The 24,596-nt window shown below is 43.7% G+C and carries 20 protein-coding genes and 1 tRNA gene; 10 read left to right on the plus strand and 11 right to left on the minus strand.

Annotated elements, in window-relative coordinates; all coding sequences use genetic code 11:
* Positions 1–10: 10 nt before the first annotated feature.
* From ung (BWX39_RS02235) to BWX39_RS02260, 6 genes are all read left to right on the plus strand, one after another.
* Positions 11–673 carry a uracil-DNA glycosylase gene (ung, locus tag BWX39_RS02235; protein WP_028905662.1) on the plus strand — a complete coding sequence of 221 codons (663 nt, stop codon included), beginning with the start codon at positions 11–13 and terminating at the stop codon, positions 671–673.
* A 31-nt stretch (positions 674–704) separates the two neighbouring features.
* A complete protein-coding gene (gene ung, locus BWX39_RS02240; RefSeq protein ID WP_028905661.1) occupies positions 705–1,442 on the plus strand; it encodes a uracil-DNA glycosylase in 738 nt (245 codons plus the stop codon).
* Complete coding sequence (locus BWX39_RS02245) at positions 1,432–2,031, plus strand: DUF3109 family protein (protein ID WP_028905660.1); 600 nt, start codon at positions 1,432–1,434, stop codon at positions 2,029–2,031. The genes ung (BWX39_RS02240) and BWX39_RS02245 overlap by 11 nt, the downstream gene beginning before the upstream one ends.
* A gap of 491 nt (positions 2,032–2,522) precedes the next feature.
* Positions 2,523–5,843: a leucine-rich repeat domain-containing protein gene (locus BWX39_RS02250; RefSeq protein ID WP_028905659.1), complete on the plus strand. Its 3,321-nt coding sequence runs from the start codon at positions 2,523–2,525 to the stop codon at positions 5,841–5,843.
* Positions 5,844–5,856: 13 nt separating this feature from the next.
* Entirely contained in the window at positions 5,857–6,048 is a 192-nt protein-coding gene (locus BWX39_RS02255; protein ID WP_028905658.1) for a hypothetical protein, read from the plus strand.
* 249 nt (positions 6,049–6,297) lie between these two features.
* Positions 6,298–6,762: an HU family DNA-binding protein gene (locus BWX39_RS02260; protein ID WP_028905657.1), complete on the plus strand. Its 465-nt coding sequence runs from the start codon at positions 6,298–6,300 to the stop codon at positions 6,760–6,762.
* Between the two features lie 189 nt (positions 6,763–6,951).
* On the opposite strand, the gene BWX39_RS02265 is transcribed toward BWX39_RS02260, so the two are convergent.
* From BWX39_RS02265 to recO, 4 genes are all read right to left on the minus strand, one after another.
* Positions 6,952–8,265, minus strand: coding sequence for an outer membrane beta-barrel protein (locus BWX39_RS02265; protein ID WP_028905656.1), 1,314 nt, complete (start codon positions 8,263–8,265; stop codon positions 6,952–6,954).
* Entirely contained in the window at positions 8,262–8,825 is a 564-nt protein-coding gene (locus BWX39_RS02270) for an RNA polymerase sigma factor (RefSeq protein ID WP_028905655.1), read from the minus strand. Before BWX39_RS02270 ends, BWX39_RS02265 begins: the two co-directional genes overlap by 4 nt.
* A 24-nt stretch (positions 8,826–8,849) precedes the next feature.
* Positions 8,850–9,554: a NigD1/NigD2 family lipoprotein gene (locus BWX39_RS02275; RefSeq protein WP_028905654.1), complete on the minus strand. Its 705-nt coding sequence runs from the start codon at positions 9,552–9,554 to the stop codon at positions 8,850–8,852.
* A 137-nt stretch (positions 9,555–9,691) separates the two neighbouring features.
* Positions 9,692–10,417, minus strand: coding sequence for a DNA repair protein RecO (recO, locus tag BWX39_RS02280; protein ID WP_028905653.1), 726 nt, complete (start codon positions 10,415–10,417; stop codon positions 9,692–9,694).
* A gap of 114 nt (positions 10,418–10,531) precedes the next feature.
* Between recO and BWX39_RS02285 the strand changes: the two genes are divergently transcribed.
* The 4 genes from BWX39_RS02285 (at position 10,532) to BWX39_RS02305 (ending at position 14,524) form a co-directional block, all read left to right on the plus strand.
* A tRNA-Glu gene (locus tag BWX39_RS02285) sits at positions 10,532–10,603 on the plus strand.
* 22 nt (positions 10,604–10,625) lie between these two features.
* Complete coding sequence (rpsT, locus tag BWX39_RS02290) at positions 10,626–10,880, plus strand: 30S ribosomal protein S20 (protein ID WP_014708987.1); 255 nt, start codon at positions 10,626–10,628, stop codon at positions 10,878–10,880.
* 710 nt (positions 10,881–11,590) lie between these two features.
* Complete coding sequence (gene gyrB, locus BWX39_RS02300; RefSeq protein ID WP_014708985.1) at positions 11,591–13,561, plus strand: DNA topoisomerase (ATP-hydrolyzing) subunit B; 1,971 nt, start codon at positions 11,591–11,593, stop codon at positions 13,559–13,561.
* A gap of 96 nt (positions 13,562–13,657) precedes the next feature.
* A complete protein-coding gene (locus BWX39_RS02305; RefSeq protein ID WP_014708984.1) occupies positions 13,658–14,524 on the plus strand; it encodes a helix-turn-helix domain-containing protein in 867 nt (288 codons plus the stop codon).
* Between the two features lie 697 nt (positions 14,525–15,221).
* On the opposite strand, the gene ftsZ is transcribed toward BWX39_RS02305, so the two are convergent.
* The 7 genes from ftsZ to murD all read right to left on the minus strand — a co-directional run bounded on the left by ftsZ (position 15,222) and on the right by murD (position 24,569).
* Positions 15,222–16,532: a cell division protein FtsZ gene (ftsZ, locus tag BWX39_RS02315; protein ID WP_014708965.1), complete on the minus strand. Its 1,311-nt coding sequence runs from the start codon at positions 16,530–16,532 to the stop codon at positions 15,222–15,224.
* 55 nt (positions 16,533–16,587) lie between these two features.
* Positions 16,588–18,036 (minus strand): cell division protein FtsA, encoded by a 1,449-nt coding sequence (ftsA, locus tag BWX39_RS02320; protein ID WP_014708966.1) that lies wholly within the window; start codon positions 18,034–18,036, stop codon positions 16,588–16,590.
* A 33-nt stretch (positions 18,037–18,069) separates the two neighbouring features.
* Entirely contained in the window at positions 18,070–18,930 is an 861-nt protein-coding gene (locus BWX39_RS02325) for a hypothetical protein (RefSeq protein WP_028905652.1), read from the minus strand.
* Positions 18,931–18,934: 4 nt separating this feature from the next.
* On the minus strand, positions 18,935–20,320 hold the full coding sequence (gene murC / locus BWX39_RS02330; protein WP_028905651.1) for a UDP-N-acetylmuramate--L-alanine ligase: 1,386 nt from the start codon (positions 20,318–20,320) through the stop codon (positions 18,935–18,937).
* Between the two features lie 45 nt (positions 20,321–20,365).
* Positions 20,366–21,469 carry an undecaprenyldiphospho-muramoylpentapeptide beta-N-acetylglucosaminyltransferase gene (murG, locus tag BWX39_RS02335; protein WP_028905650.1) on the minus strand — a complete coding sequence of 368 codons (1,104 nt, stop codon included), beginning with the start codon at positions 21,467–21,469 and terminating at the stop codon, positions 20,366–20,368.
* A 438-nt stretch (positions 21,470–21,907) separates the two neighbouring features.
* Positions 21,908–23,179 (minus strand): FtsW/RodA/SpoVE family cell cycle protein, encoded by a 1,272-nt coding sequence (locus tag BWX39_RS02345; RefSeq protein ID WP_028905649.1) that lies wholly within the window; start codon positions 23,177–23,179, stop codon positions 21,908–21,910.
* Positions 23,180–23,237: 58 nt separating this feature from the next.
* The gene (gene murD, locus BWX39_RS02350) at positions 23,238–24,569 is read right to left on the minus strand and encodes a UDP-N-acetylmuramoyl-L-alanine--D-glutamate ligase (RefSeq protein WP_014708971.1); all 1,332 of its coding nucleotides are present in this window, start codon (positions 24,567–24,569) and stop codon (positions 23,238–23,240) included.
* Positions 24,570–24,596 lie beyond the last annotated feature (27 nt).

Below are 24,596 nucleotides of genomic sequence, written 5' to 3' on the forward strand. Positions count from 1 at the left end.
AGAAAATGTTATGGTAGATATTGAGGCTTCTTGGAAACAACACTTGGAGGGGGAGTTTACGAAACCTTACTTCACCCAACTCACCGAAAGTGTGCGCAACGAGTATATGAACAGCTTGTGCTTTCCACCGGGAAAACTTGTTTTCAATGCTTTTAATCTTTGTCCGTTCGACAAGGTTAAAGTGGTTATTCTGGGGCAAGACCCTTACCACGAGCAAGGGCAAGCTATGGGCTTGAGCTTCTCTGTGCCCGAAGGAATAATGCTGCCGCCATCGCTCCAAAACATTTATAAAGAGATACAAAACGACCTTGGCAAACCCATACCCACATCGGGCGACCTAACGCGTTGGGCAGAACAAGGCGTGTTGCTGCTGAATGCCACGCTGACGGTGCGTGCGCATATAGCCAACAGTCATCAAATCTTGGGCTGGCAGAACTTCACAGACGCCGCTATCGAGGCACTTAATGCCCATCGTGAACACATTGTGTTTATGCTTTGGGGTGGTTTTGCCCGCTCGAAAAAACGATTGATAGATGCCAATCGCCATTGTATTATCGAATCGGTGCACCCCTCTCCGCTGTCGGCAAATAGAGGTGGCTGGTTCGGACAGCACCAATTTTCACGTTGCAACGCTTATTTAAAGCAACAAGGATTGGACGAAATAGATTGGTAAACCCATATTTGGGAAAGAGAAAAGGAAAGAAATGAGTGATAAGAAGATGATGCCTATCTTGCAGATTAATGGTACTGATGTTTCTCTTGAGGCTTCTTGGGAAGAACATTTGAGGGGCGAAATTAAAAAACCTTACTTTACTGAACTCGTTGAAAAACTAAATAGTGAGTATGAAAATGAAGTATGTTATCCTTCAAAAAAGCTTATTTTCAATGCTTTTAATCTTTGTCCATTCGATAAGGTTAGGGTAGTTATTCTTGGACAGGACCCTTACTACAACGGACAAGCTATGGGCTTGAGCTTCTCTGTGCCCGAAGGAATAATGCTGCCGCCATCGCTCCGAAACATTTATAAAGAGATAGAAGATGACCTTCACTATTCTATGCCCAAATCGGGCGATTTAACTCGTTGGGCTGAACAAGGTGTTTTGTTACTGAATACAACACTGACAGTGCGTGAGGCTAAACCCAATAGTCATAAGAGATTAAAATGGCAGAACTTTACAGACGCAGCCATTAAAGTATTAAATAAAAACTGTGAAAACATTGTATTTATGCTTTGGGGAAATGATGCAAAGAGGAAAAAAAGACTGATAGATACTGAACGTCATCATATAATCGAATCATATCACCCTACTGCAAGGCAAAAATATAAATTTAAAAAGCACCAATTTACATGTTGCAACGCTTATTTAAAGCAACAAGGAATGGGTGAAATAGATTGGTTAATGCGTACTGAGGAAAGAGAAAAGGAAAGAAATGAGCGATAAGAAGATGATGCCTATCTTGCAGGTTGGCGATGTTTTGGTTTCACCTGACATTATAACGGAGAAGTTCTGTTGCGACCTCGATGCTTGTAAGGGTATCTGTTGCGTGGAAGGAGATGCTGGCGCACCTGTTTCTATGGACGAAATAGCAGCCATAGAAGATGTTGTAGATACGGTGTGGGGCGACCTCAGTGCGTCTGCGCAAGCCGTTATCGACAAGCAGGGCGTTGCTTATACCGACCGAGAAGGCGAGTTGGTAACCAGCATTGTGCACGGAAAAGACTGCGTTTTCACCTTCCACGACAAAGATTGTTGCCTCTGTGCGCTGGAGCGTTCGTACCGTGAGGGGAAGACAAGCTTCGTAAAACCCATTTCGTGCGCCCTCTATCCCATTCGCGTAAAAGAGTTTGGCAACAATCTTGTAGGTCTGAATTATCATCGTTGGGACATCTGCAAAGATGCCGTGAAGAAGGGTAGGGAACTCGATTTGCCTATTTATAAGTTCTTAAAAGGTCCGCTTGTTCGCCGCTTTGGCGAAGAATGGTATGCCGAATTGGAAACTGTTGCCGAGCAATTGCTGAAAGAATCGTAACCTATAATACATCTTTCTTTTCAAGCTATATATTTGTATGCTGATATATATCGTTTCACGTTTTTTTATAACTTTTCTTGTCCATATCAAAAACATTTATTATCTTTGCACCAATTTATAAAAAGATTTGTGCTGCAAAGGATAAATAACTTAAAAATGTGTTATTCCTCTTTATATAATAATGGTATGGATAAGTTGCAAAAAAACAGAGATGTTTATGCAACTTTTAACTCGTTATATTTGGTTAGCTCGAATATTTTGCTAACACACACAGGCGCACCGTCGCTAAATTCTTATACAAATATTTAAACGTACGCGCGCGAGGCATTGCGTACAACCTCGATAGGAAAAGGAATTTCGTTGATTTTCTTTTCCTAAATCATCGTATCCGTTGGCCAAGTAGAATAGCCTGAATTAAGGATATGCTAACTATTGCTTAATTCAACTATTGAGAATTATAAATTAAGAAATATCAATATTTTATTTTTATTATGAAACAAACAAAACATTTATTATTGCTGTTACTGGCATTTATATTGTCGGTAACAGAAACCTTTGCACAAGCTGTGGGTACTGATTTTACGGTAGGTAATATCAAGTACATTGTAACGGCAATGGATTTAACCACACATAACAATACGGTAGCTGTGAGCTATATTGGTGGTACGGGTGCCGTAACTGTGCCTACATCGGTGGTGCACCCGAAAAACAAGGAAACTGTTTATATTACAGAATCAAAGGAATACACTAATTGTGCTGACGGTGTTACCAGCATAACTTTCTCTGAGGGTTATACCACGATGGGGAAAGGTTGCTATGCAAAGTCGAAAAACCTAACAAAGGTTACTTTCCCCAAGTCTTTTACTACGATGAATCCTGGCTGTTTCGAGGCAAACAATAAATTAACCTCTTTTGAAGTAGTCAGTGGTAACACTAAATTCTCAACCAATTCCGACGGTTGGTTACTTGCTGATGGTGGAACGACCTTACAGGCTTATCCAACCGGACTTAGTGGCGATGTAACTATTCCGAATACGATTACGAAAATTGCACCAACGGCTTTCAATGTATGTGCCAGTCTTGAAAAAGTAACAATTCCTGCATCAGTAACCAGTATTGAATCAGGAATCACTGCCAGTTTCTTGGCTGTAGGTACGTATTTCGAAGTAGATGATAGTAATCCTAATTACAAGAGTGTGGACGGCGTGCTTTTCAACAAAGACGTGTCAGAACTAATAACTTTCCCAAAAGACTATTCAGGTTCACTTCCAAGTGGCAAGTATACTGTTCCTTCAACAGTGAAGACCATCGCCGGTGAGGCTTTCAGCCATACGTCTACCGTGTTGAAGGCTATTGACCTTAGTAACACCGAAACCATCAGTGCACAGGCATTTGACTATACCAGTGGACTGGAAAAAGTAACTATTGGTCCAAAGGTGAACAGTATAGAAGACGGTGCTTTCCTCAATTGCGAAAAGATAACGGAATATATAGTTGATGCAAACAATGCGAGTTATTCCAGCGATGAGGGTATCATTTATTCCAAGGACAAGAAAACGCTCTATCTTTGTCCGATAGCTAAGACTGGTTCTTATGAAATTCCTGAAGGTACGGTAACCGTTAAGGCTAAAGCATTCTATTCTTCTAAGCTTTCAAGCATAAAGTTCCCCTCTACTCTTACAGCTGTGGAGGATCAAGCATTCCGTTTCAGTTCTATTTCTAATCTTGATTTTGGTACTAACTCTAATCTTTCGTCTATCGGAAGTTCTGCTTTTGGCAATACTCAATTGACTGGTAGCCTTACGCTCCCCGCTTCTGTTGCCAATTTGGGTTCAGGTGCTTTCAACTACACCAAGTTAAAAGATGTTCATATTGCTGACGGTTCAAAACTTGAGGCTATCACTTTTCAGGCATTTGGCAATATGCCCGAACTTGAAACTTTTATATTCGATGGCTCGGCTAACCATTTGAAACGTCTTGACGAACAAGCATTTACCAATGACCCGAAACTTAAGCGTTTCGATGTTCCTGCGTCTGTAACGACAATTGGTAAAGGTGCTTTCTTGAATACTACAGCATTAGAAACCGTAACTTTCCAATCTCCTTCAAAGATTAAAGAAATCAAAGAAGGTGCTTTCGGTTCCAGTGGTATCAAGTACATCAATTTACCCAACAGTGTAGAAACTATTCAACAGCAAGCATTCGACAACTGTACCAATCTTACGACTATTACAATTCCTGCTTCTGTAACGAATGTTGGTATAGGAGTTTTCAATTTCTGTGAAAACTTAACAACCATCAATGTAGATGCTGCCAACACTAAGTACTCGTCTCTTAGCGGTATGCTGACCAACAAGGATAAGACCGAACTTGTGGTATTCCCTGCAGGTAAGGCAAACAGTAAGTATGCACTTATTCCTAACATTTCAACAGTTAAACCATACGCCTTTTACGGTAGCGAGAAGATAACCAATATAACTTTCCCTAAAACCGTAACTTCTATCGGCGACCGTGCTATCGCCCTATGCGATAAATTAAAGTCGCTCAGTTTTATGGGTGAGGATAATGTACCGGTATTGAATGCTGACATTATGTATCAATCAAGTAATCTCCGCGACGTAACCATTTATGTACGCAAGAAGTGGTATGAGAATAGTGCCAACGATGCTGCTGTGAATACTTACAACAGTAGATTTAAGGAAGTCCACCCCTCGTTTGTGTCAGAGACTGGGTACGACCGTGGCACGGAATTCTTCCCTACTTCTGCAACAAATGTAGGTGTTATCAGCTTCTATACTCCTCGTACCTCTGTTATTATTGACAATACAGCCAAGGAATCAGATTACACAGACGTGCGTGGCAAGCATTGGACGGCTACGACCTACGATGTGAGCAGTATTCTCGACTACGCATATCAGAACGAAACAACTGTCAAAGACATAGTGGTACTTTCCAACATCGGTATTGTCGGACTTAATGCTTTCAAAGCTGGAAATCAGTTACAAGGAATATATTTTGTGAGCAACACACCAGCGCAGCTTAACTCTACCGACTACGGAATGAATGCTACCGATTATCCGTTTAATGCCAACCAGAATATTTATGTGAAGCGCAGTAAGGTGAACGATTACAAAACAGTTTGGGAAGTAGATGGGCACACACTGAACATTACTGCCGAAATTCCACAGACAACCCACAGTTACGGTGCAACTCGTTGCTATCCGTTCGATGTGCAGTACGATAACAACCGCGATGTTCGCCCTTATCTGCCCGTTGATTTCAGCCACATGACAGCTGCAAATCCGTATGCTAAGGCGCGTCGCATCGACGACGGCTATGTGCCTGCATTCCTCGGAGTGCTGCTGCACAGTCGTAATGCTGCCAGTGCCACCTCTTATTGCGAGATGACCGATACACAAGACCATCACGCCGTAAACGACCCATCGGGCAAGTATTCTGCAGCCACCTACAAGATGGTGGGTGTTGTTGAGGATACGCAGGTAATGAGCGATGCCAACAACAATTTATATGCTTTCAGCAAGAGCAAGGGACAATTCCTGAAGATTAAGCAGGCTCTGGGTAATATGATGCCTCGCTTCAGTGCTTATTTGAAGTTGGACAGCAGCAATCAGGCTAAAGGTTTCTCGTTCCGTTTCGACGATGACGACCCTTCTACAACGGGCATTGAAAACATCGAGATAGCAGAAGACGCCAATGACAGTGCACCTTACTACAATCTGAACGGTATGAGAGTGAACAATCCTGCCAAGGGAGTATACATACATAATGGAAAGAAAGTAATCATCAAATAAAGGAGATTTCGAAATGAATAAAAAAGAATATATACAGCCCAAAGCAGAAGTGGTTATCGTGAATGGTGATACTCTTATGGACGGCGAATGGTGGAGTGTACAGGTTAATCTGGGAGAGGAAATCGAAGACGACGACATCGGTGCCAAGGAGGGTTCTTTTGACGATGACTGGGGATTTTCCGGGTTTAATTCTTGGGATAACTAATAACTATTTCAGCCATGTTCAACCTGTGTATGCGGTTGGGCATGGCACTTTCAGTGTGGGAATGTTCTTTGCGGAACTACTAATAATGAGAAATCGTTAATTAATATTAACCTTCCGTGGGAGGTGTAGATATAGATAACGACAAGTCCTACTTCCGTGGGGCACGGAAGTATAACCCGTGCCCCACGGGTTATACTTTAGTCGTTATTAACATTTCTGCCGCTTCACGGCATAAAAACAATTAAAATTATGGCTTTTTACAAGAAAACGAAAATGAAGGTGAATGGCAAGTGGTATCCCAAATCCGTTTTGGTAGGTTCACCAATTAGCACCGAACAAGTGGCAAAGCGTCTGGCAGCCGAATCTACTGTGAGTCCTGCCGACGTTCGTGCGGTACTGACTGCCCTTGGTGGCGTGATGGGCGATTTTATGGCGCAGGGTCGTTCGGTGAAGCTTGACGGTGTCGGTTCGTTCTATTTCACGGCGGCGACCAACAAGAATGGTGTTGCAACCGAGAAGGAAGTAACCGCCAATCTCATCAACGGCGTGCGTGTGCGTTTCATTCCCGAAACCCGCTATCGTGGCGGTGGAAAAGGACGTGTATCAACCCGCAGCCTAACGGACGTGGACATAGAATGGGAGGAATGGAAAGGCAAGGTTGCTTCTGACAACTCCGGCTCGACGCCTACCCCGGGCGGAAGTGAGCACCCGTAAAACGTATAAAATCTTAAGTATTTATTTTTATAGTCGCAAGAATTGTTGAGAGACAGGGCTTGCGACTATGTTATTTGTCTTATAATGAATAAGTAGGTGTTAATTAATCATGAACACCTACTTATTTAGCACTAAAGCGATTTATTAAAGTCTGTGTTTTCCTAATTCTGAAACGCTGTTGCACCGGTTTCATCGCAAATTAAATCGAAGCCCAGCTTTTAGTTGGAAAGATACAGGGCGGTCGCTATAAATGGTTTGCAAGTCTGATTTGTTGTTGAAGTGGTAGCTTACTCCTGGTTCTAAATAGAAGCTGACGCCCTTTGTAAGTTTGTAGGCAGCACCGAAGCGGGCTGACAATGCCCATTGCAACTCTTTCATTTCTACTTTGTTGGCGATAGTGGTCTCGGTGCCATCGTATCGTTCTTTTTGCTTTCCGTAAACCATTTTTTCTACACTTCCGCCCCCCGACACATACACAGAAGTGTTGTGTCGTTGCCACAACCGATAGTTCAGGTTGAGCGGAATACCGACAAAATTCAGATGTTGTTTGATGTCGTGGTTTATGTTGCCCACTTCGTAAGTGAGTTCCGAATAGTGATGGCTATACATCAAGCCTGTTTCCACACTCATCTTGCTGCTCAATGGCAAGGCAACGGAAACGCCCAAGGTGATGGGTTGGCGGTGGTTGGCTTTTTTAACCATCTTGCTTTGCCCTGTTACTATCATTCCGTTGTTTTCTTTCATTGCTGTCGGTGCGACGGAATAAAGGTCGTCTGACGAATTCACCGTGGGCATACCTGCAAGCAACATACCCAATTGGACGGAGTTTTTATTGCGCCGAGGGCGGCTGTTGGTGGTAGGCGTGGTGGTGCGTTGGTGCTTTGTTGGCTCTGAACATTCCACCTTTTCGTTCGGTTTGGGTGCTTCGTTTACAGTTGTTTCTTGTATGTTGTCCGTCTTGTCAGTCGGTTCTGTGGCGGTAGTGGGTTGTTCTACCATTGCCAAAGTGGTCTTGTCGGCAGTGTTTTGAGGCAAAACCGTCGAGGCAACAGCTTTGAAAGCGGTCTTTAGAGAGGTGAATATTCTGTTCTTTGCATTTACCGTAGGAGTGCTTTCGTTGCCGTTACTGTTGGTGTATGCGTTGTCGGGAGAGGTTGTTGCTGTTTCTCCACTTCTGTTTTCTACTATATTATTGTTGTTTTCTGCTAAGTTGCCAATTGTGTTCGTGTGGTTCGCAACATCTACAGCAGAATTGTTTACCAGCAAAATCGCAACTATTGCAGCGGCAGAGAGAATGGCAGTGAGCCAAATAGCGGCCTTGAACTGTTGCTTTTTATTGGTGTTGGCAGCTGTAATCGGCACTTCTGTGGGTTTGTTCGGTACCTTTTCGCCTTCCTCGATAGGTGGAATATGCTTTAAAATCTCGTCAAACAGTCCTTGGGGAGGAGTTGTTTCATAATTGTTTAGTTTATTATGAAATCCTTTTTTCCATTCTTCGTTCATAGTTTCACTCCTTTCCTATATGAGACAATTTGTTGTTTAAGTATGCTTTTTGCACGGGATAGCTGCGAGGCAGAAGACTTTGCCCTAATCCCAAGTATTTCTCCAATTTCTTTATGCGATTTGTTTTCTAATACGTATAGGTTGAATACGACTCTGTAACCATCGGGCAGCGACTGTATCATCTGCAGTAGCATTTCTTCGGGTATATCTTCTACCGTTAAATCCGACTTGTCGTCTTGTTCGGGAAGCTGCTCTCCGTATATCAGCGGAATGGTTTTCTTGTTGCGCAGGAAGCCCAATGCCTCCATAACAACGATTTGTTTGCTCCATGCCAACAACGAACCGCTGCCCCTGTATTCAAAACTATCAATCTTTGTGAATATCTTTATGAATGCGTCTTGCAGTACATCTTTTGCATCGTCGCTGTCTGCAATATAACGCGAACACACTGTCATGAATATTCCTGCGTATAGGTTGTAGAAAGTCCGCATCGCTGAAGCGTCCCGTCTTTGGAGCCCTTCAGCGATTTTGGTTTCTTCTTTCTGGTCTAACTTTATCATTCAGTGTGTATATGTCTCTTTCCTTTATTTGCTATCATCTCTTACGTGATACTTAAAGGAAACGTGCTTATCCCCTTGATAAGATTTCCAATGGAGCTGTAAAGTTACATCTTTTTTTCCATTCTTCTGTGCTATCTTGTCAATTTCGGATAATCTGAATGCAATAAGACTCGATGCCATTCGTCCCTTGTTATCGCCGTGGGCGTTGTATGCAAGCACTAATTTGTAAGGCTCTTTCTCCGAATATTGCACGATTAAGTTTAGGTCGCGCTTGAGTTTTAGGTCGCGCATGGCGGTGCTGAATCTTAAAGTAAGATAGCCATCCTCTACCACCGTGCCGAATCCGTTGATGATTTCCAATCTGTCTTCGCCATACTTTTTCAATTCCAATTCGGGGTTCTTGAGAACGATAGCCTGCTTTGTGCGTATGCTGTCCATCCAGTTGATGTATATTTTAGTCTTACCTTTGGCGTCTTTCTCTTCTTTTATGTTGGCAATAGCCCTTACTTCCTTGTTTCCGTATGGCGATTTTGTAAGGTTGCTGGGCGGTCCTTGCACCTTTTCGCTTACCCAAACATTGAAACTTTCGCCACCGTTAATCGGTTTTATCGTAACAATAGCATTGGGAAACCTTTTTATATTGTCGTTAGTATCGTTATCACACGAGGTGAAAAGACTGCACACAGTGAATATAGAGATAAGCCCTAAGAATATTTTACCTGTTTTCATTGTTCTTGATATTGTATTAAACTTAAACTTTACTTTATCTTTGAGTACTCGCCAAGTAAATGCGTAAGTGCGCAAAAGGTTGCGTTCTGTATAGTTAAAATATGTTTTGAGGGATAAAACCAATATACATTTTCATTTTAGGAAAACACCTCGCGCAAGATGTCGAAACTTTGAAGGTCGGGCATATTGGGTATGTGGAGACGATAGTAGTGCAACACGAGTTCGGTGATTCGGTTGCGCTCGTCGTGCGAAAGTTTGAAAACTTTCATTGTTTCAAAGTTCATTCGCATCAGTGTGTGCATACGTTCGGCATCTGTTGTATTCAGAAAGTCGGAATGTAAAGGTGCCGACAGCGTGAAGCAACCATTGCGAAGGTCGAAGAAACAGCCTTGCGTGAAATTGTCGAGAAAAGGGTGAAAGCCAAGAAACCTGCCCAAACGCATCATAAAAACAAGGTGGAAGTTGGCAAAACCATCGCAGGCACTGTCGAACCATTCCAAACTTGCACTTATATAATTAAATAAGGTGGAGTTCTCTTGCTCGTCTCGAGTGGTATAATATAGGAATTCTGCAAGGAAAAGCAAAACGCTCGACTTTACAGGATTGCAAGGAATAGACGAATAAGGCTGAGCTATTCTTACATCTTTAATATGCTGCAAGCTGCTTCGTTGCCTGAAATCGTATTCAAAATCGAGCAAAGTCATAGGCTGGAAATATTGCTTTTTCACCTTGCCTTTCGAGGTTTTAGGAATGCGCACAACAAAAGAAACACGCCCAGACAACTCCGTCAGCACATCGACAATCAGCGATGATTCACCAAAACGAACGCTCCGCAGTACTATTCCTCTTGTTTTTGTAATCATAAGCCTTTTTATTGATACAAAGATACAAAAAACACAGCATAATGAAAAATATCTTTGAGAAAATTTGGACGATTAAAATAAAACCACTACCTTTGCACCCGCAAAACAAAAGATGGTCTCTTCGTCTATCGGTTAGGACACAAGATTTTCATTCTTGTAAGAGGGGTTCGATTCCCCTAGAGACTACAAACAAAAATAAAAAGTAAAGATGGCAAATCACAAATCATCACTTAAGAGAATCCGCCAAGACAAGGTGAAGACTTTGCGCAATAAGTATTACGCTAAAACAATGCGTAACGCTGTTCGCAAGTTCCGTAACATCACTGACAAGGAAGAAGCTGTTAAGCTGTATCCAACTGTGCAGAAGATGCTTGATAAACTTGCTAAAACAAATGTTATTCATAAGAATAAGGCAGCGAACTTGAAGTCAGGTCTTTGCCAGCACATTGCTACGCTTGGATAAAATACGGTAAAGTCATAGCAAATAAAGAATAATGAAAGGTTGCAATCTGATAAAGATTGCAGCCTTTTGCGTTTTATAACCCTGTGAAGTCTTGGCAAACGCTTTCTCCTTATATACTTGCATCGAGTAGGTGCTTATGGTTGGTTCTCGTTGTATTTAGAGAAACGTTTGATGTTTTGAGTGAGCTTGTTTTCTCTTTTATGCTCAAGAAAAATACTCAAAAACACGGTTGATTTTGTAAAGATAACATTGTTAAAAATTGACAACTGCGCTTTGGCATTGCGAAAGCGTAGGTTTTGCGATGCAAAAGCGCCACTTTTACCGTACAAAACCTACGCTTTTGGAATGCAAAACAATAGGTTTTGCAATGCGTTGATAAACAGATGATTACGTGATTGTTATGCCTATGAAAAATATTTACAAGGTTTTACCATCTTTCTCTTCCTGAGATAAGGTTGCGAGAGCAGTAGGGTAGCGAGTAAAAAGTACTTTCTTTTCAGAGTAGATTGAGCGAATTTATTACTCTTTATTAAGCTTCTAATGCCCTATAAATCCCTCTAATTAAACTTTTTTTCGCATTAAATATTCCTTTTAATTAGGTATTTTTTCGTATCTTTGCAAGTAGATAGTTTCATAGGTTGTATGAAATCTTGAAAGATTAGGCATACTCGCAGGAACTATCGCAAAAGAACAAGGAGAATCAAATAAAAATGGCAGATAACTTAGGAAACGAGAACAACTACTCGGCCAGTAATATTCAGGTCCTCGAAGGACTTGAGGCAGTGCGCAAACGCCCTGCAATGTATATTGGCGACATAAGCGAAAAAGGACTTCACCACCTCATCAACGAGACAGTAGACAACTCTATCGACGAGGCTATGGCAGGCTATTGCAGCCATATCGAGGTAACCATAAACGACGACAACTCCATTACCGTTGAGGACAACGGACGTGGTATCCCAGTAGACGAACACGAGAAGTTGCACAAGAGTGCGCTCGAGGTGGTTATGACCGTACTGCACGCGGGTGGTAAGTTCGACAAGGGCTCCTACAAGGTCAGCGGTGGTCTGCACGGTGTGGGTGTCAGCTGTGTTAATGCACTGTCTTCCCACATGATGTCGCAAGTGTTCCGTAACGGAAAAATCTACCAACAAGAATACGAACAAGGCAAACCCCTCTATCCTGTGAAGATAGTTGGCGATACCGACAAGACGGGTACACGTCAGCAATTCTGGCCAGATGCCAGCATTTTCACAACAACAGTGTTCCAATGGGATATTGTGGCACGCCGTATGAGAGAACTTGCGTTCCTGAATGCAGGTATAAAAATCACACTCACCGACTTGCGTCCAAACGAGGAAGGAAAAACACGACAAGAAGTTTTCCATGCTAAAGATGGACTGAAAGAGTTTGTGAGATATGTAGACCGCCACCGTACGCACCTTTTCGATGATGTTATCTACCTGAAAACCGAAAAACAAGGCATTCCAATCGAGGTTGCCGTTATGTATAATACGGACTACAACGAAAACATACACTCGTATGTGAACAACATCAACACCATCGAGGGTGGTACACACCTTACAGGTTTCCGTGCTGCATTGACACGTACATTGAAGTCGTATGCCGACAACGAACCACAAATAGCAAAGCAAATAGAGAAAGCTAAAATAGAAATTACGGGCGAAGACTTTCGCGAAGGTCTTACCGCAGTTATCTCTATCAAGGTTGCCGAACCACAATTCGAAGGACAAACCAAGACGAAGCTCGGAAACAGCGAAGTGTCGGGTGCTGTCCAACAGGCAGTGGGCGAGGCACTTTCATATTATTTGGAGGAGAATCCAGCCGAAGCAAAACTCATTTGTGACAAGGTTATTCTTGCGGCAACAGCCCGCATTGCAGCCCGCAAGGCACGCGAAAGCGTTCAGCGCAAGAATGTTATGACAGGTGGTGGATTGCCTGGAAAGTTGGCTGACTGCTCTAACAAAGACCCTAAGGAATGCGAGATTTTCCTTGTTGAGGGTGATTCTGCAGGTGGTTCTGCCAAGCAAGGACGCGACCGATACACGCAAGCTATTCTGCCTTTGCGCGGTAAAATTCTCAATGTAGAGAAGGTTCAACGCCACAGAGTGTTTGAAGCAGAATCGGTAATGAACATTATCCAGTCGATAGGCGTTCGCTTCGGCGTTGATGGCGAGTCGGATTTTGAGGCTAACACCGATAAGTTGCGCTACGACAAGATTATCATAATGACCGACGCCGACGTCGATGGCTCTCACATCGACACACTCATTATGACGCTTTTCTATCGCTATATGCCCCGTGTTATTGAGGAAGGACACTTGTATATTGCTACTCCGCCACTTTACAAATGTACCTACAAGAAGGTCAGCGAGTATTGCTATACAGAGCAGCAACGCCTCCAGTTCCTTGAGAAATATGCGGGTGGAGATGAAGAAAACAAAGCGGTTCACACGCAACGATACAAAGGTTTGGGTGAAATGAATCCTGAACAGCTCTGGGAAACCACAATGGACCCAAAGACGCGCCTCCTAAAACAAGTAACTATCGAGAATGCTTCGACTGCAGATGAAATGTTCTCTATGCTGATGGGAGACGATGTTGAACCACGCCGTGAGTTCATTGAGCAGAACGCAACCTATGCAAACATTGACGCATAGTGTTGCCGACTCTCTAAAAGGAATAGCTTAATCTACGGACTTTCACTGTTTTGCACCTGCGGGATAAGTGATTGACCCCGTTCAAAATAGTATTATATGAGGGAACTTAATATTGATTTCATTAAGGGTAAATACCCCAATGGCTTCAGCATAGAGAACGATTTGTTGCTGTACGACTCGACAACTGGTTTGCCCACTCTCACCGAAACATCGAAAATGAAATGCTTGTTGTTGGCAATCTGCACGGGTGGAGAGATTGAGTACACGGTTGATACTGTAATACACAAGGTTTCTTCTAACGATGTTCTCATTGTCAGCGAAGGACAAGTAATAGGCGATTATAAAATGTCGGCAGATGCAAAAGGAGTCTGTCTTTTGCTTTCTTACGACTTCTTCCAAGAAATTGTGAGCAATGTGAAAGAACTTACAACCCTCTTCCTCTTCGCACGCCGCCACCCAGTATTCCACGCCGAAGACCGTTTGGTAAGCGAATTGCTGAACTACATACAAGCCGTAAAGCTGAAAATACTCGACCTTGAACACGAGTTCCGCCGCGAATTGGTCGCAACAATGCTGAAAGTGCTTATCTACGATATGTGCAACGTTATCTATCGTGTGCAGCAAGTAGAGAAAACGGGCAAGTCGAGAGGCGAAACCATCTTTTCCGACTTCATACGATTGGTGGAAAAGGAATACCGTTCAGAACGCCGTGTAAGTTGGTATGCCGAGCAACTTTACATCTCTCCCAAGTATCTGTCGGAAACAATCAAGCATATCAGCAAGCGCACACCGAGCGAATGGATAGACTATTACGTGATGATGGAAATCCGTGTGTTGCTTAAAAACAGCAAGATGAGCATCAAGCAGATTGCGGAAGAATTGAATTTCCCCAACCAAAGCTTCTTAGGAAAGTATTTCAAAGACCGCTATGGCAAGAGCCCATCGCAGTTCAGAAGAAGCTAACAGACTGACAAAGGTGCTAAAAACATAAAAGGAGTTGAGAATTACGATTTCTCAACTCCTTTTTCAGTTTCTTTCTGTCGTCTAATAAGATAATGTGGGTTCAGTATAAGAAAGCATTTAAAGTAGGCACCTCTTAGGTGCTTTTTGGTATTCTCCCCTAATGAAGTAGTGAGAGTTTTTCGGTTTGACTTTGTAAAAATAATTCTGTTAAAAATAGACAACTGCGTTTTGGCATTGCGAAAGCGGCTGTTTTGCACGGTAAAAGCGTAGGTTTTACGTTGCAAAAGAGCCACTTTTGGAAAGCAAAACAATATGTTTTGTAATGCTTTGATAGATAGATGATTAAGCAATAGTTATGTCTGTGAAAAATATTTACACTTTTGTTGTTTTATTTTTGTTCATAAAGTAACGTGAGTTCGGTATCTTTATTTGCAAATCAAGAAGCTTACCTTCTTTTTAATTATAGGTATTTCAATTCATAATCAATTCGTTTTTGGTAGTGCTTTAATAAATAATATGTTAGTGTAATTCTTATATCAGACTCACGTTAAGGTAGAATCTGTGTGTATAAAATCTTCCTACTATAAAACAAAAACGATGTGCGTTTGGGAGTATTCGCACATCGTTTTGGGGTATAAATGATTGTATTATTGAAAAGTATTTTGCGTTGTCTTATGGGCTTTATCCGTCTTGTTTCTTAGACAAAGCTGATGACGCCCTGAACTTCTTCAGAGGGCGTTTCCTCTTTCTTCTCTGGTGTAACCTTCAGGTCTTTGAGCATTTGCTTCGTGCGCTTGTAGGTTGGTGTGTTTTCGATGGCGAGGATAATGTCTTCGTTGTCTAAATCTTCTTGCGAGAAGATGTAGATGTGCGGGCGACGCTTTGATTTTGTAGACTTGCTTCCGCCGTAGATGCGGTCTCTGCGGTCTCTGCGTTCTGCCTCGCGCTCTTCTTCTTCGGCAAGGCGTGCTGCTTCTTCCAACGAATGTTTCTTGATGTGGCTGCCCATTCCTTCTACGTCCTTGATGCCGAAACCTGTTGCGAGAATGGTTACTTTTACTTTCTTGTCGAGTTCCGGGTCGAGTGCCAATCCCCATTTCAGCTCGAATCCGTTGCCGAAGTGGCTCATAAATTCGTTTATATCGCTCATTTCTTCCATCGTCAAGCCGGGATTGTCGTTGTTGTCGCTGCTGAAATTGATGGAGAGGAGTATCTTTTTGGAATTGTAAATGTCGTTGTCGTTGAGCAATGGAGAGTTCAGAGCGTCTTCGATAGCTTGCTTTACACGACCTTCTCCTTCGCCGTAACCCGTGCTCATAATGGCTACGCCGCCGTCTTTCAGTACTGTCTTCACGTCGTTGAAGTCGAGGTTGATGAGTCCGTGTACGGTAATGATTTCTGCAATGCTTTTTGCGGCTACGCTGAGTGTGTCGTCTGCCTTTCCGAAAGCGTTAAGCACGCTCATCTCTGGGTATATTTCGCGCAGGCGTTCGTTGTTTATCACCAGCAGGGCGTCTACGTGTTTCGACATTTCTTCTACGCCGTCGAGTGCTTGGTCTATCTTCTTGTCGCCCTCGAAACGGAATGGAATGGTAACGATACCTACGGTGAGAATGCCCATTTCCTTGCTTACTTTTGCAATGACGGGGGCTGCTCCTGTACCTGTACCGCCTCCCATACCAGCGGTAATGAATGCCATCTTGGTGCCGTCGCTCAGCATTTTCTTTATATCGTCGATGGTTTCCTCAGCTGCTTCCTTTGCCTTGGTAGGCTTGTTGCCGGCTCCTAAACCTTCTTTGCCAAGCTGCAAATGAATGGGAACGGGTGAATCATTGAGTGCTTGTGCGTCGGTGTTGCACAAAACGAATGTTACGTCGTGTATGCCTTCGCGATACATATGGTTCACGGCGTTGCCACCGCCTCCGCCAACACCGATAACCTTGATGATGCTGTTCTGTTCAGCTTCGCCGAAGTCGAGTATTTCTCTTTTCATATTATTATCTGCCATAGCCGTTTTTCCTTTGTCTTGTTTTTTATTTCCTACGCCTTTGAAAATGTTTTCTTTACTCTTCGGGCTCTAAAATAGAACCGCCAAATTCTTTCACCTTACGAGAGAACTTGCCCCAAAAGCTGTTCTTGCGTTTCTCTTCTTCTTCCTGCTTGCGCTTTTCTTCTTCCTCTTCTCTGCGTTTGCGCTCTTCTTCCTCTATGCGGCGGCGTTCTGCTTCAGCTTTTTCTTTCTCTGCTGCTGTCAGTACAACGCCTTGTCCGATTTCAGTCGGCTTTCTTGGTTCCTTGTGAAGGTCGCTTGTGGTAGCTGTTGTTGTCTTGGTTGTATCCTCAAACAGCTTCTGGTCGGGGTTGATAGGAGCACCTGCACAGTTGATGTCGCCCTTTGCCACCAAACCGAGAATGGTGTTCATCGTGCCGTTCTTGGCATTGATGTCGGCATTGCTTGCATTGATGGTTTGGGTAACGAACTTCGCAATTCTGATTTTATCGACGTGAGAATGGTTGCGGAAAGCGCGTTCAATGTTCTTCATATTAGAGCCACCGCCTGTAAGAATGAAACCGCCTAAGAGCTTGTCTGCAAATTCTGCTGGAATTTGATAGATTACATTCTCGATGATTTCTTCGACGCGGGCTTCAATGATGGAAATGAGTTTCCTGCTTTCTACCGAGTAATCGTCGGTTACTGTGTAAGAAAGGTTGTTGTCGATGTCGTTGTCGTCGGTGTATGCACTGCCGTATGTGAGCTTCAGCTTCTCTGCATCTTTCTCTTCCATCTGCAAGCTGGCAATGTCTTTTGTGATATTCGCACCACCAAGCGGCAGTACTGCCAAATGACGGAGTATGTTCTTGTAGTAAACCGATACTGTTGTGGTTTCTGCTCCAAGGTCTACAAGCACGCAACCGCCGCGCTTTTCGTTTTCGGTGAGTACGCTGTCTGCCAATGCCAAAGGTGCAAGATACATCTCGGCAATGGCGATGCCTGCCTTTTCAAAACAACTGTTGAGGTTGTCGTAGAACGATTTGCGCCAAAGTATGTTGAGGAAGTTGCCCTCCAAATGGTTTGCCTTAATGCCTACGGGGTCGATAGAGTCTTGGTTGTCTACCTTGTATTCTTGTGTGGCAGCATCGAGAATTTCCTGTTCCGGATAGCTCATATCGCGGTTTGCGTCCATCAATTCGTTTATCATATCGCTTGATATGATGGTGTCGGCAGGCAATTCCTTTACTATTACATTCTTTACACTGCGGATAGACTGTCCTCCTACGCCTACATAGACGTGTGTTATTTCGTGTTTAAGCTGCTTTTTTAACTTGTTTATGATATTGGTTAAGCACTGTCCTGTCTTGTCGATGTTGTAGACTACGCCCTTTCTGATACATTGCGAGGCGTCTTCCTTGACAACGGCATTTACAGAGATACTGCCGTCAAGGTTCTTCTTGCCAGCTATACCCATAATTTTTGATGAGCCCAGTTCAATGGCTACAATAAATTCTGCCATACACTAAAATACTTTATAACTTATGTTTTATTCTTATTCTGATACTTCTGTCGGAATTGTTTCTTCTTGCTTTGCTTGCTGCTGTAAAGCTGCTTGTGGTTGTTGTTCAGACTTTTTCTTGCAAATAATCTGGTTGTCGAACTCTACATTGATGTACGAGTACTTGTTCCAACCAGCCTGCGAGAGCCCATAGCGATAGAATTTCTCGGTTCGTTCGAGCTTCTTTGCCACAAACTCGGCTATACTTTTCTCGTTTGCAGACTTGCTTTTCCTTATTGGCAGGTAGCCAATAAATATAATGTGGTCGCCTATTCGTGGTACAAGTTCTATGCCACGGTCGGCACAAACGTGGATTTGCTCAATCTGATTGAGCCAGAAATCCGATTTGTTTATAGCTTTTGCCAATGGTGCAATGCCATAGTGGGCAAACCATTGGCTGATGTTTCCCGATGCGATGATTAAATCGCTTGTATATTTAGAGTTCGGAAGTATTCCTCCGTTATCGTCCAAGTAATAGTCTTCTCCTTTATCGTTCTTGATACGAATGATAGGCATACGTTGCGAAATCATAATATTCACGTGCCCATTCTCGGTTATGTAGCATTGCGCAGTGTCTACAAATGGTCCAACCTTCAAGGCTTCTTCTATTCTTCGTGGCTTTATTGCGTCCAATTGCTTGTTAAGCGGATAGAGTTGTTCCTTTTCAAGAATGGATTTTATTTCCCTTGCACTGAGGAAGCCAGAGTTGTTGGAATCGGAAATGTTGATGTTCACTTTCGTACAGATGCGATGGCTCTTGTCTGGCGTGTTCCACGAGGTTACCGCCATAACAAGATAGAATGCCAACATGGCATCTAATGCGCAGAAAGTTATCTTCTTCCAGTTTGTGTACATTTCCTTATCTCTGTTCCTTCTCTTTTATAATCTCTGTAAGTTGTCCCACGTAGTTGTCAAGGTTTCCTGCTCCCAGCACTACAAGCACATCGAAGTCCCTGCCTTTTGCAAACTCCAGCACATCGTCTTTCCTTATCATTTGTTTCTCAACATTGCTGCTGAGGTTGTCGTAGATAAGTGCTGACGTTACGCCTGGTATAGGCTCTTCTCTTGCAGGGTAAATCTCGGTGAGTACCACTTCGTCGAAATGGCTGAGTGCTTCTGCAAAGTCCCTATAGAAATCGTTCGTGCGCGAGTAGAGATGAGGTTGGAAAATAACCGTAATCTTCCGATTCGGGTAAATTTCCTTCAAGCTCTTGGCACTTTGCAGTATTTCCTTAGGGTGGTGCGCATAGTCGGAAAGCAACACGTGGCGGTCGTTCTTCAGCTTGAAGTCGAAGCGACGGTCCACTCCTTCGTAGCTTTTCATGCCCTTGCGCAGTTCGTCGGCTGTGCAACCGCTGAGTTGTGCCAATGCCATAGCAGCGATGCCGTTCTCTATATTGATAGGAACGGGCTGTCCTAACTCTATGTCCGTAACGTTTTCGATGGGCGACACCATATCGAATACGATGGTTCCGTTTTGTATTCGTATGTTTTCAGCGTGAAAATCGCCTGCTTCCCTGCTGTATTCATACACCTTAACGCCTGCTTGTACGTTCTGTTTCATCTCCAAATCCTTATGGATAACGAGGGCACCGCCAGTCTGTATCAGTTCGGTGTAATGGCGGAAACTTTCCAAGTAGGCTTCTTTAGTGCCGTAAATGTCCAAGTGGTCGGGGTCGGTCGATGTGATAACGCTCATATATGGGCGCAACCAATGGAAAGAACGGTCGAACTCGTCGGCTTCGATAACCACATAGTCGCTTTTGTTCGACAGTATGTAGTTTGTGCCGTAGTTCTTTGAAATGCCACCAAGGAAAGCGTTGCAATCCAAGTGGCTCTGGTGCATAATGTGGGCGCACATTGTTGAGGTGCTCGTCTTGCCGTGTGTACCGGCAAAGCAAAGTCCTTTGTGTGTTTGCGTGAGCCTGCCCAATACCTGTGCACGCTTTTCTATCTGAAATCCATTTGCACGGAAAAAAGCCAGTTCCTTGTGCGTATCGGGAATGGCTGGTGTGTAAACCACCAATGTTGTGGCGGGGTCTTTGCACGCTTCGGGAATCAAGTCTGTGTTCTCTTCGTAGTGCAGTTGTATTCCTTCTTGTTCCAAATGGCGTGTCAAGTCAGACGGTGTCTTGTCGTAGCCTGCTACCACAAGTCCTTTCTGACGGAAATATCGAGCCACGGCACTCATGCCGATGCCACCTGCTCCTACGAAATAAACAGCTTTAATATCCTTCAGTTCCATTTTCCGTATTGTCGTTCGGTGTATTGAAAACACCTCTTGTTCGTTTTATTTAATCAGTTTCATCACTTCTTCTGCAATCACGTCGGCAGAGTCGTGAAGTCCCATTCTCTTTACATTCTCGCTTAAATCTGCAAGTTTCTGCTCGTCGGTTACGGTCTTTACCGCCAACTGTAAGAGCGTTTCGGGTGCTTCGACATCTTTGACAAGCAATGCCGCACCTTTGTTTACCAATGCCATTGCGTTCTTTGTCTGATGGTCTTCTGCAACGTTGGGGCTTGGCACAAGTATGACAGGCTTGCCAATGAGCTGGAACTCGCTGATAGAACTTGCTCCTGCGCGGCTGATTACCAAGTCGGCAGCCTTGTAAGCTGCACCCATATCGCCGATGAAATCCATAATTTTAAGGTTCGGAAGTTCCTTTCCCTTCATTTCATCGAGGATAGACTGGTGATAGTATTTGCCTGTTTGCCATATAAACTGTGCGTCGGAAGCCTCTATAAGGTCTAAGTGTTCCAACACGGCACGGTTAATGGTGCGTGCGCCCAGACTGCCACCTACCAGCAGAATGGTCTTCTTCTTGGGGTTCAGCTCGAACGATTTTCTTGCCTCTTCTTGCGAAAGCGGTGTTTCGAGTACGTTCTGTCGCACTGGATTACCTGTCATAATGATTTTTTCGGCTGGGAAGAAACGTTCCATTCCTTCGTAAGCCACACAAATCTTCTTTGCCTTTTTAGAAAGCAATTTGTTGGTTACACCAGCGTAAGAGTTCTGTTCTTGAATTAAGCAAGGAATGCCCATCTTTGAACACTCGTAAAGCGTTGCGCCACTTGCGTAGCCACCTACTCCCACAGCAACCTGCGGTTTAAAGTCTTTTATAATCTTGCGTGCCAAGCGCAGACTCTTCCAGAGCTTGCAGAGCACACTGAAATTCTTCAGCTTGTTTGCGCGGTTAAATCCCTTAATGGGCAAGCCTTTAATCTCGTAGCCTGCAGCAGGAACACGTTGCATTTCCATTCTTCCTTCTGCTCCGACGAATAGTATCTTTGCGTCAGGGTGTTTTGCTTTAATGGCATTGGCTATCGACACAGCTGGAAAGATGTGTCCGCCTGTTCCGCCACCGCTTATGATGATTCTTAACTCTTCGTTCATAGTCTCTATTTATCAACCTACAAAGTTAATCATTTTTTTTGTTTTGTCGTAAAATTAACCACTTAAAAATGTGAAATATCACAAATGTAGTTTTGTCGTGGTATAGCCACTGTATTTCAGTTTGTTATCTTCTGTTTCTCAACAAAAGCAGTTCAGTAATTTTTCAATAGGCAATTGCTTTTCGCTTCCTTTCTTGTGGCAAGTGCTGAAAATCGCTTCAGTTTTGTAAAGATAATTCGACAGAAAAATGATAATTTCGATTTGACGTTGCGAAAGCGTAGGTTTTGCGATGCAAAAGAGCCGCTTTTACCGTGTAAAACCTACGCTTTTGCAATGCAAAACAATAGGTTTTATAATGTGCTGACATAGAGTAAGTTAAGCGATAGATATTCTTTGAAAAAATATTTACACTTTTGCGGCGTTTTTTCTGTCTCTTGCTTATGCTCCGACAGTTTTTCTTACGGTTGCCGTATCGTTATCGCGCTTTTTGGCAAAACGGCTGATACTTAGCAGCATACCTATGTAAAGACAGTTGATGATGGTAGATGTTCCACCCTTGCTGATAAGCGGTAGCGGTTGTCCTGTAACGGGGGCTAACCCCACTGCCACAGCCATATTGAAGAGTGCCTGCGTAACTAATAGGAAAGCAATGCCCATTGCAAGGAATGCGGGGAACGAGTTTTCGCACCTGCCAGCTATCTGTCCCGACCTCATCAGTATCACAATGTAGAGGAAAGCTACGAAAAATGCTCCTATGATGCCCATTTCTTCGATAATGATGGCATAGATAAAGTCGGAGAATGCTTGCGAAAGGAAGTCTCGTTCGTTAGAGTTGCCAGGCCCTTTGCCCAAAATGTTCGACGACGCAATGGCGATGTTGGCGTGTCCTATCTGTCCGTCCTTATCGAGGTCGTAGTCTTTTGGTGCTACGTATTCGTTGTTTAAAAATCTGTTGATACGTGCTTTCCACGTGTCGGCACGGTGGAAAAGCTTTCCTATGAAGTTCTCTTCGGTTTCTTCTTCCACGAGTGTTGTCTGCTCGGTAAGGGTCTGTTTAGGTGCGTTTTTCTCTTCGTCGGTTCCTACAGCCATTACCAATGCAAGTGCAAAAACCACCGTCAGTGCCCCGACACCTAAGAGTTTTCCTATTTGTTTTAAAGGCACACGCCCCACAAACATCATAAGCAGCACGGTTAAACTTGCCAGCAGTGCCGTGGAAAGGTTCTCGAAACTAATGGGAATGATGATGGCTGCCGATAGAAACAGTATGTATTTGAAAGCCTTTTTGGCGGCTCCAGTTTCGGTTTGCATGGCACTGAGTATCTGTGCAACTGCCAGTACCAGTGCGCCTTTGCCCAATTCGGAAGGTTGGAACTGAATGCCCATAACCTCAATCCACCTACTTGCGCCGTTCGTAACGCCACCTGTAAGCAGCACGCCTATCAGCATCAGCACCGAAAGGACGAGAGCGGGGAGTGTCGCTATCTTGAAATACCGACACTTTATGTTCATTACGACAATCATAACGATGAACCCAATGAACAGCATTCCACCGTGCTTCAGCAGCGGTGCCCAATAGTTTCCTCCCTTGTACGAAAGTGTACTCGATGCCGAATATACTTCTACAATGCTAATCATACAAAGAAGGAAGAATACCATCCATATTACTTTGTCGCCTTTGAATATGTTGTTAAGGGACTTTAGGCTCATTTTCTGTCGTTTTGAAGTTTTAAAATGAAGTATTAACGTGTTGTCTTATATGTTGTTTTTACAGTGCGCGTGCAAGTGTCTTGAACTGCTCGCCACGGTCTTCCATATTCTTGAACAAGTCGAAACTTGCGCAGCACGGACTTAGCAGTACGGTGTCGCCAGGCTTTGCCATAGCGTAGCACGCCTCAATGCACTCCTTCATAGAGTGGGTGTCGCGTACAGGAATGCCCAATTCATCGAAGTTTTCGTGCAATTTCTGGTTGTCTGCACCGAGATAAACCAAGCCTACACACTTCTTTTTCACAAGGTCTTTAATGGCGTTGTAGTCGTTGCCCTTGTCTTTGCCGCCAATAATGAGAATGGTAGGTGTACGCATACTTTCCAAAGCATACCAGCAAGCGTCTACGTTCGTAGCTTTCGAGTCGTTGATGTATTGAACACCAGCCACCTTGCATACCTTTTCCAAGCGATGTTCCACACCAGGGAAATCGCTCAGGCTTTTGCGAATGCTTTCTTTCTTGATGCCGCTGATGTTCGATGCTAATCCTGCTGCCAACGAGTTGTATATGTTGTGCTTGCCCGTAAGCGACAAGTCTTCCTGTTCCATATTGAATGGGGTAGGCTGTTCGAGGGTGTACTGTCCTTCCTCTATGTAGCCGATGCTGCCCTTCTCTTTGAGTTCGGAGAATGGATATTGCACCGCCTTTACGTCGAACTTCTCCAACTCTTTCTTGATGACAGGGTCGTCGTTCCAGTAAATAAAGCAGTCTTCGTGTGTTTGGTTCTGAATGATGCGCATTTTAGAGTCGGCATACTTCTCGAACTGATTGTCGTAGCGGTCCAAATGGTCGGGGGTGATGTTCAGCAAGATAGCGATGTTTGCACGGAAATCGTACATATCGTCGAGCTGGAAACTGCTAAGTTCAATCACGTAGTAGTCGTGTGGCTCTTCAGCAATCTGCAAGGCGAGGCTCTTGCCGATGTTTCCTGCCAGTCCAACGTCGTATCCAGCATCTTTGAATATATGGTAGATGAGGCTTGTAGTTGTGGTTTTGCCGTTGCTACCTGTAATACAAACCATTTTGGAATTAGTGTATCGGCCTGCAAATTCTATTTCGCTGATGATGTGCGTGCCCTGTTCGATAAGCTTTTTCACTATCGGAGCTTCCTTCGGAATGCCAGGACTTTTTATGATTTCGTCGGCATTCAGAATCTTTTCCTCCGTGTGTTGCCCCTCTTCCCACTCTATGTTGTGGTCGTTGAGTAGCTTTTTATATTTATCTTTGATAGCAGACATATCCGAAACAAACACGTCGAAGCCTTTCGCCTTTGCCAATACGGCAGCTCCTGCACCGCTTTCGCCTGCTCCTAACACTACAATTCTCTTCATATTTACTTGTCTTTTATCGTCGTTTTG

It is taken from the genome of Prevotella intermedia ATCC 25611 = DSM 20706 (genome assembly GCF_001953955.1).
GTDB classification, from domain to species: Bacteria; Bacteroidota; Bacteroidia; order Bacteroidales; family Bacteroidaceae; genus Prevotella; species Prevotella intermedia.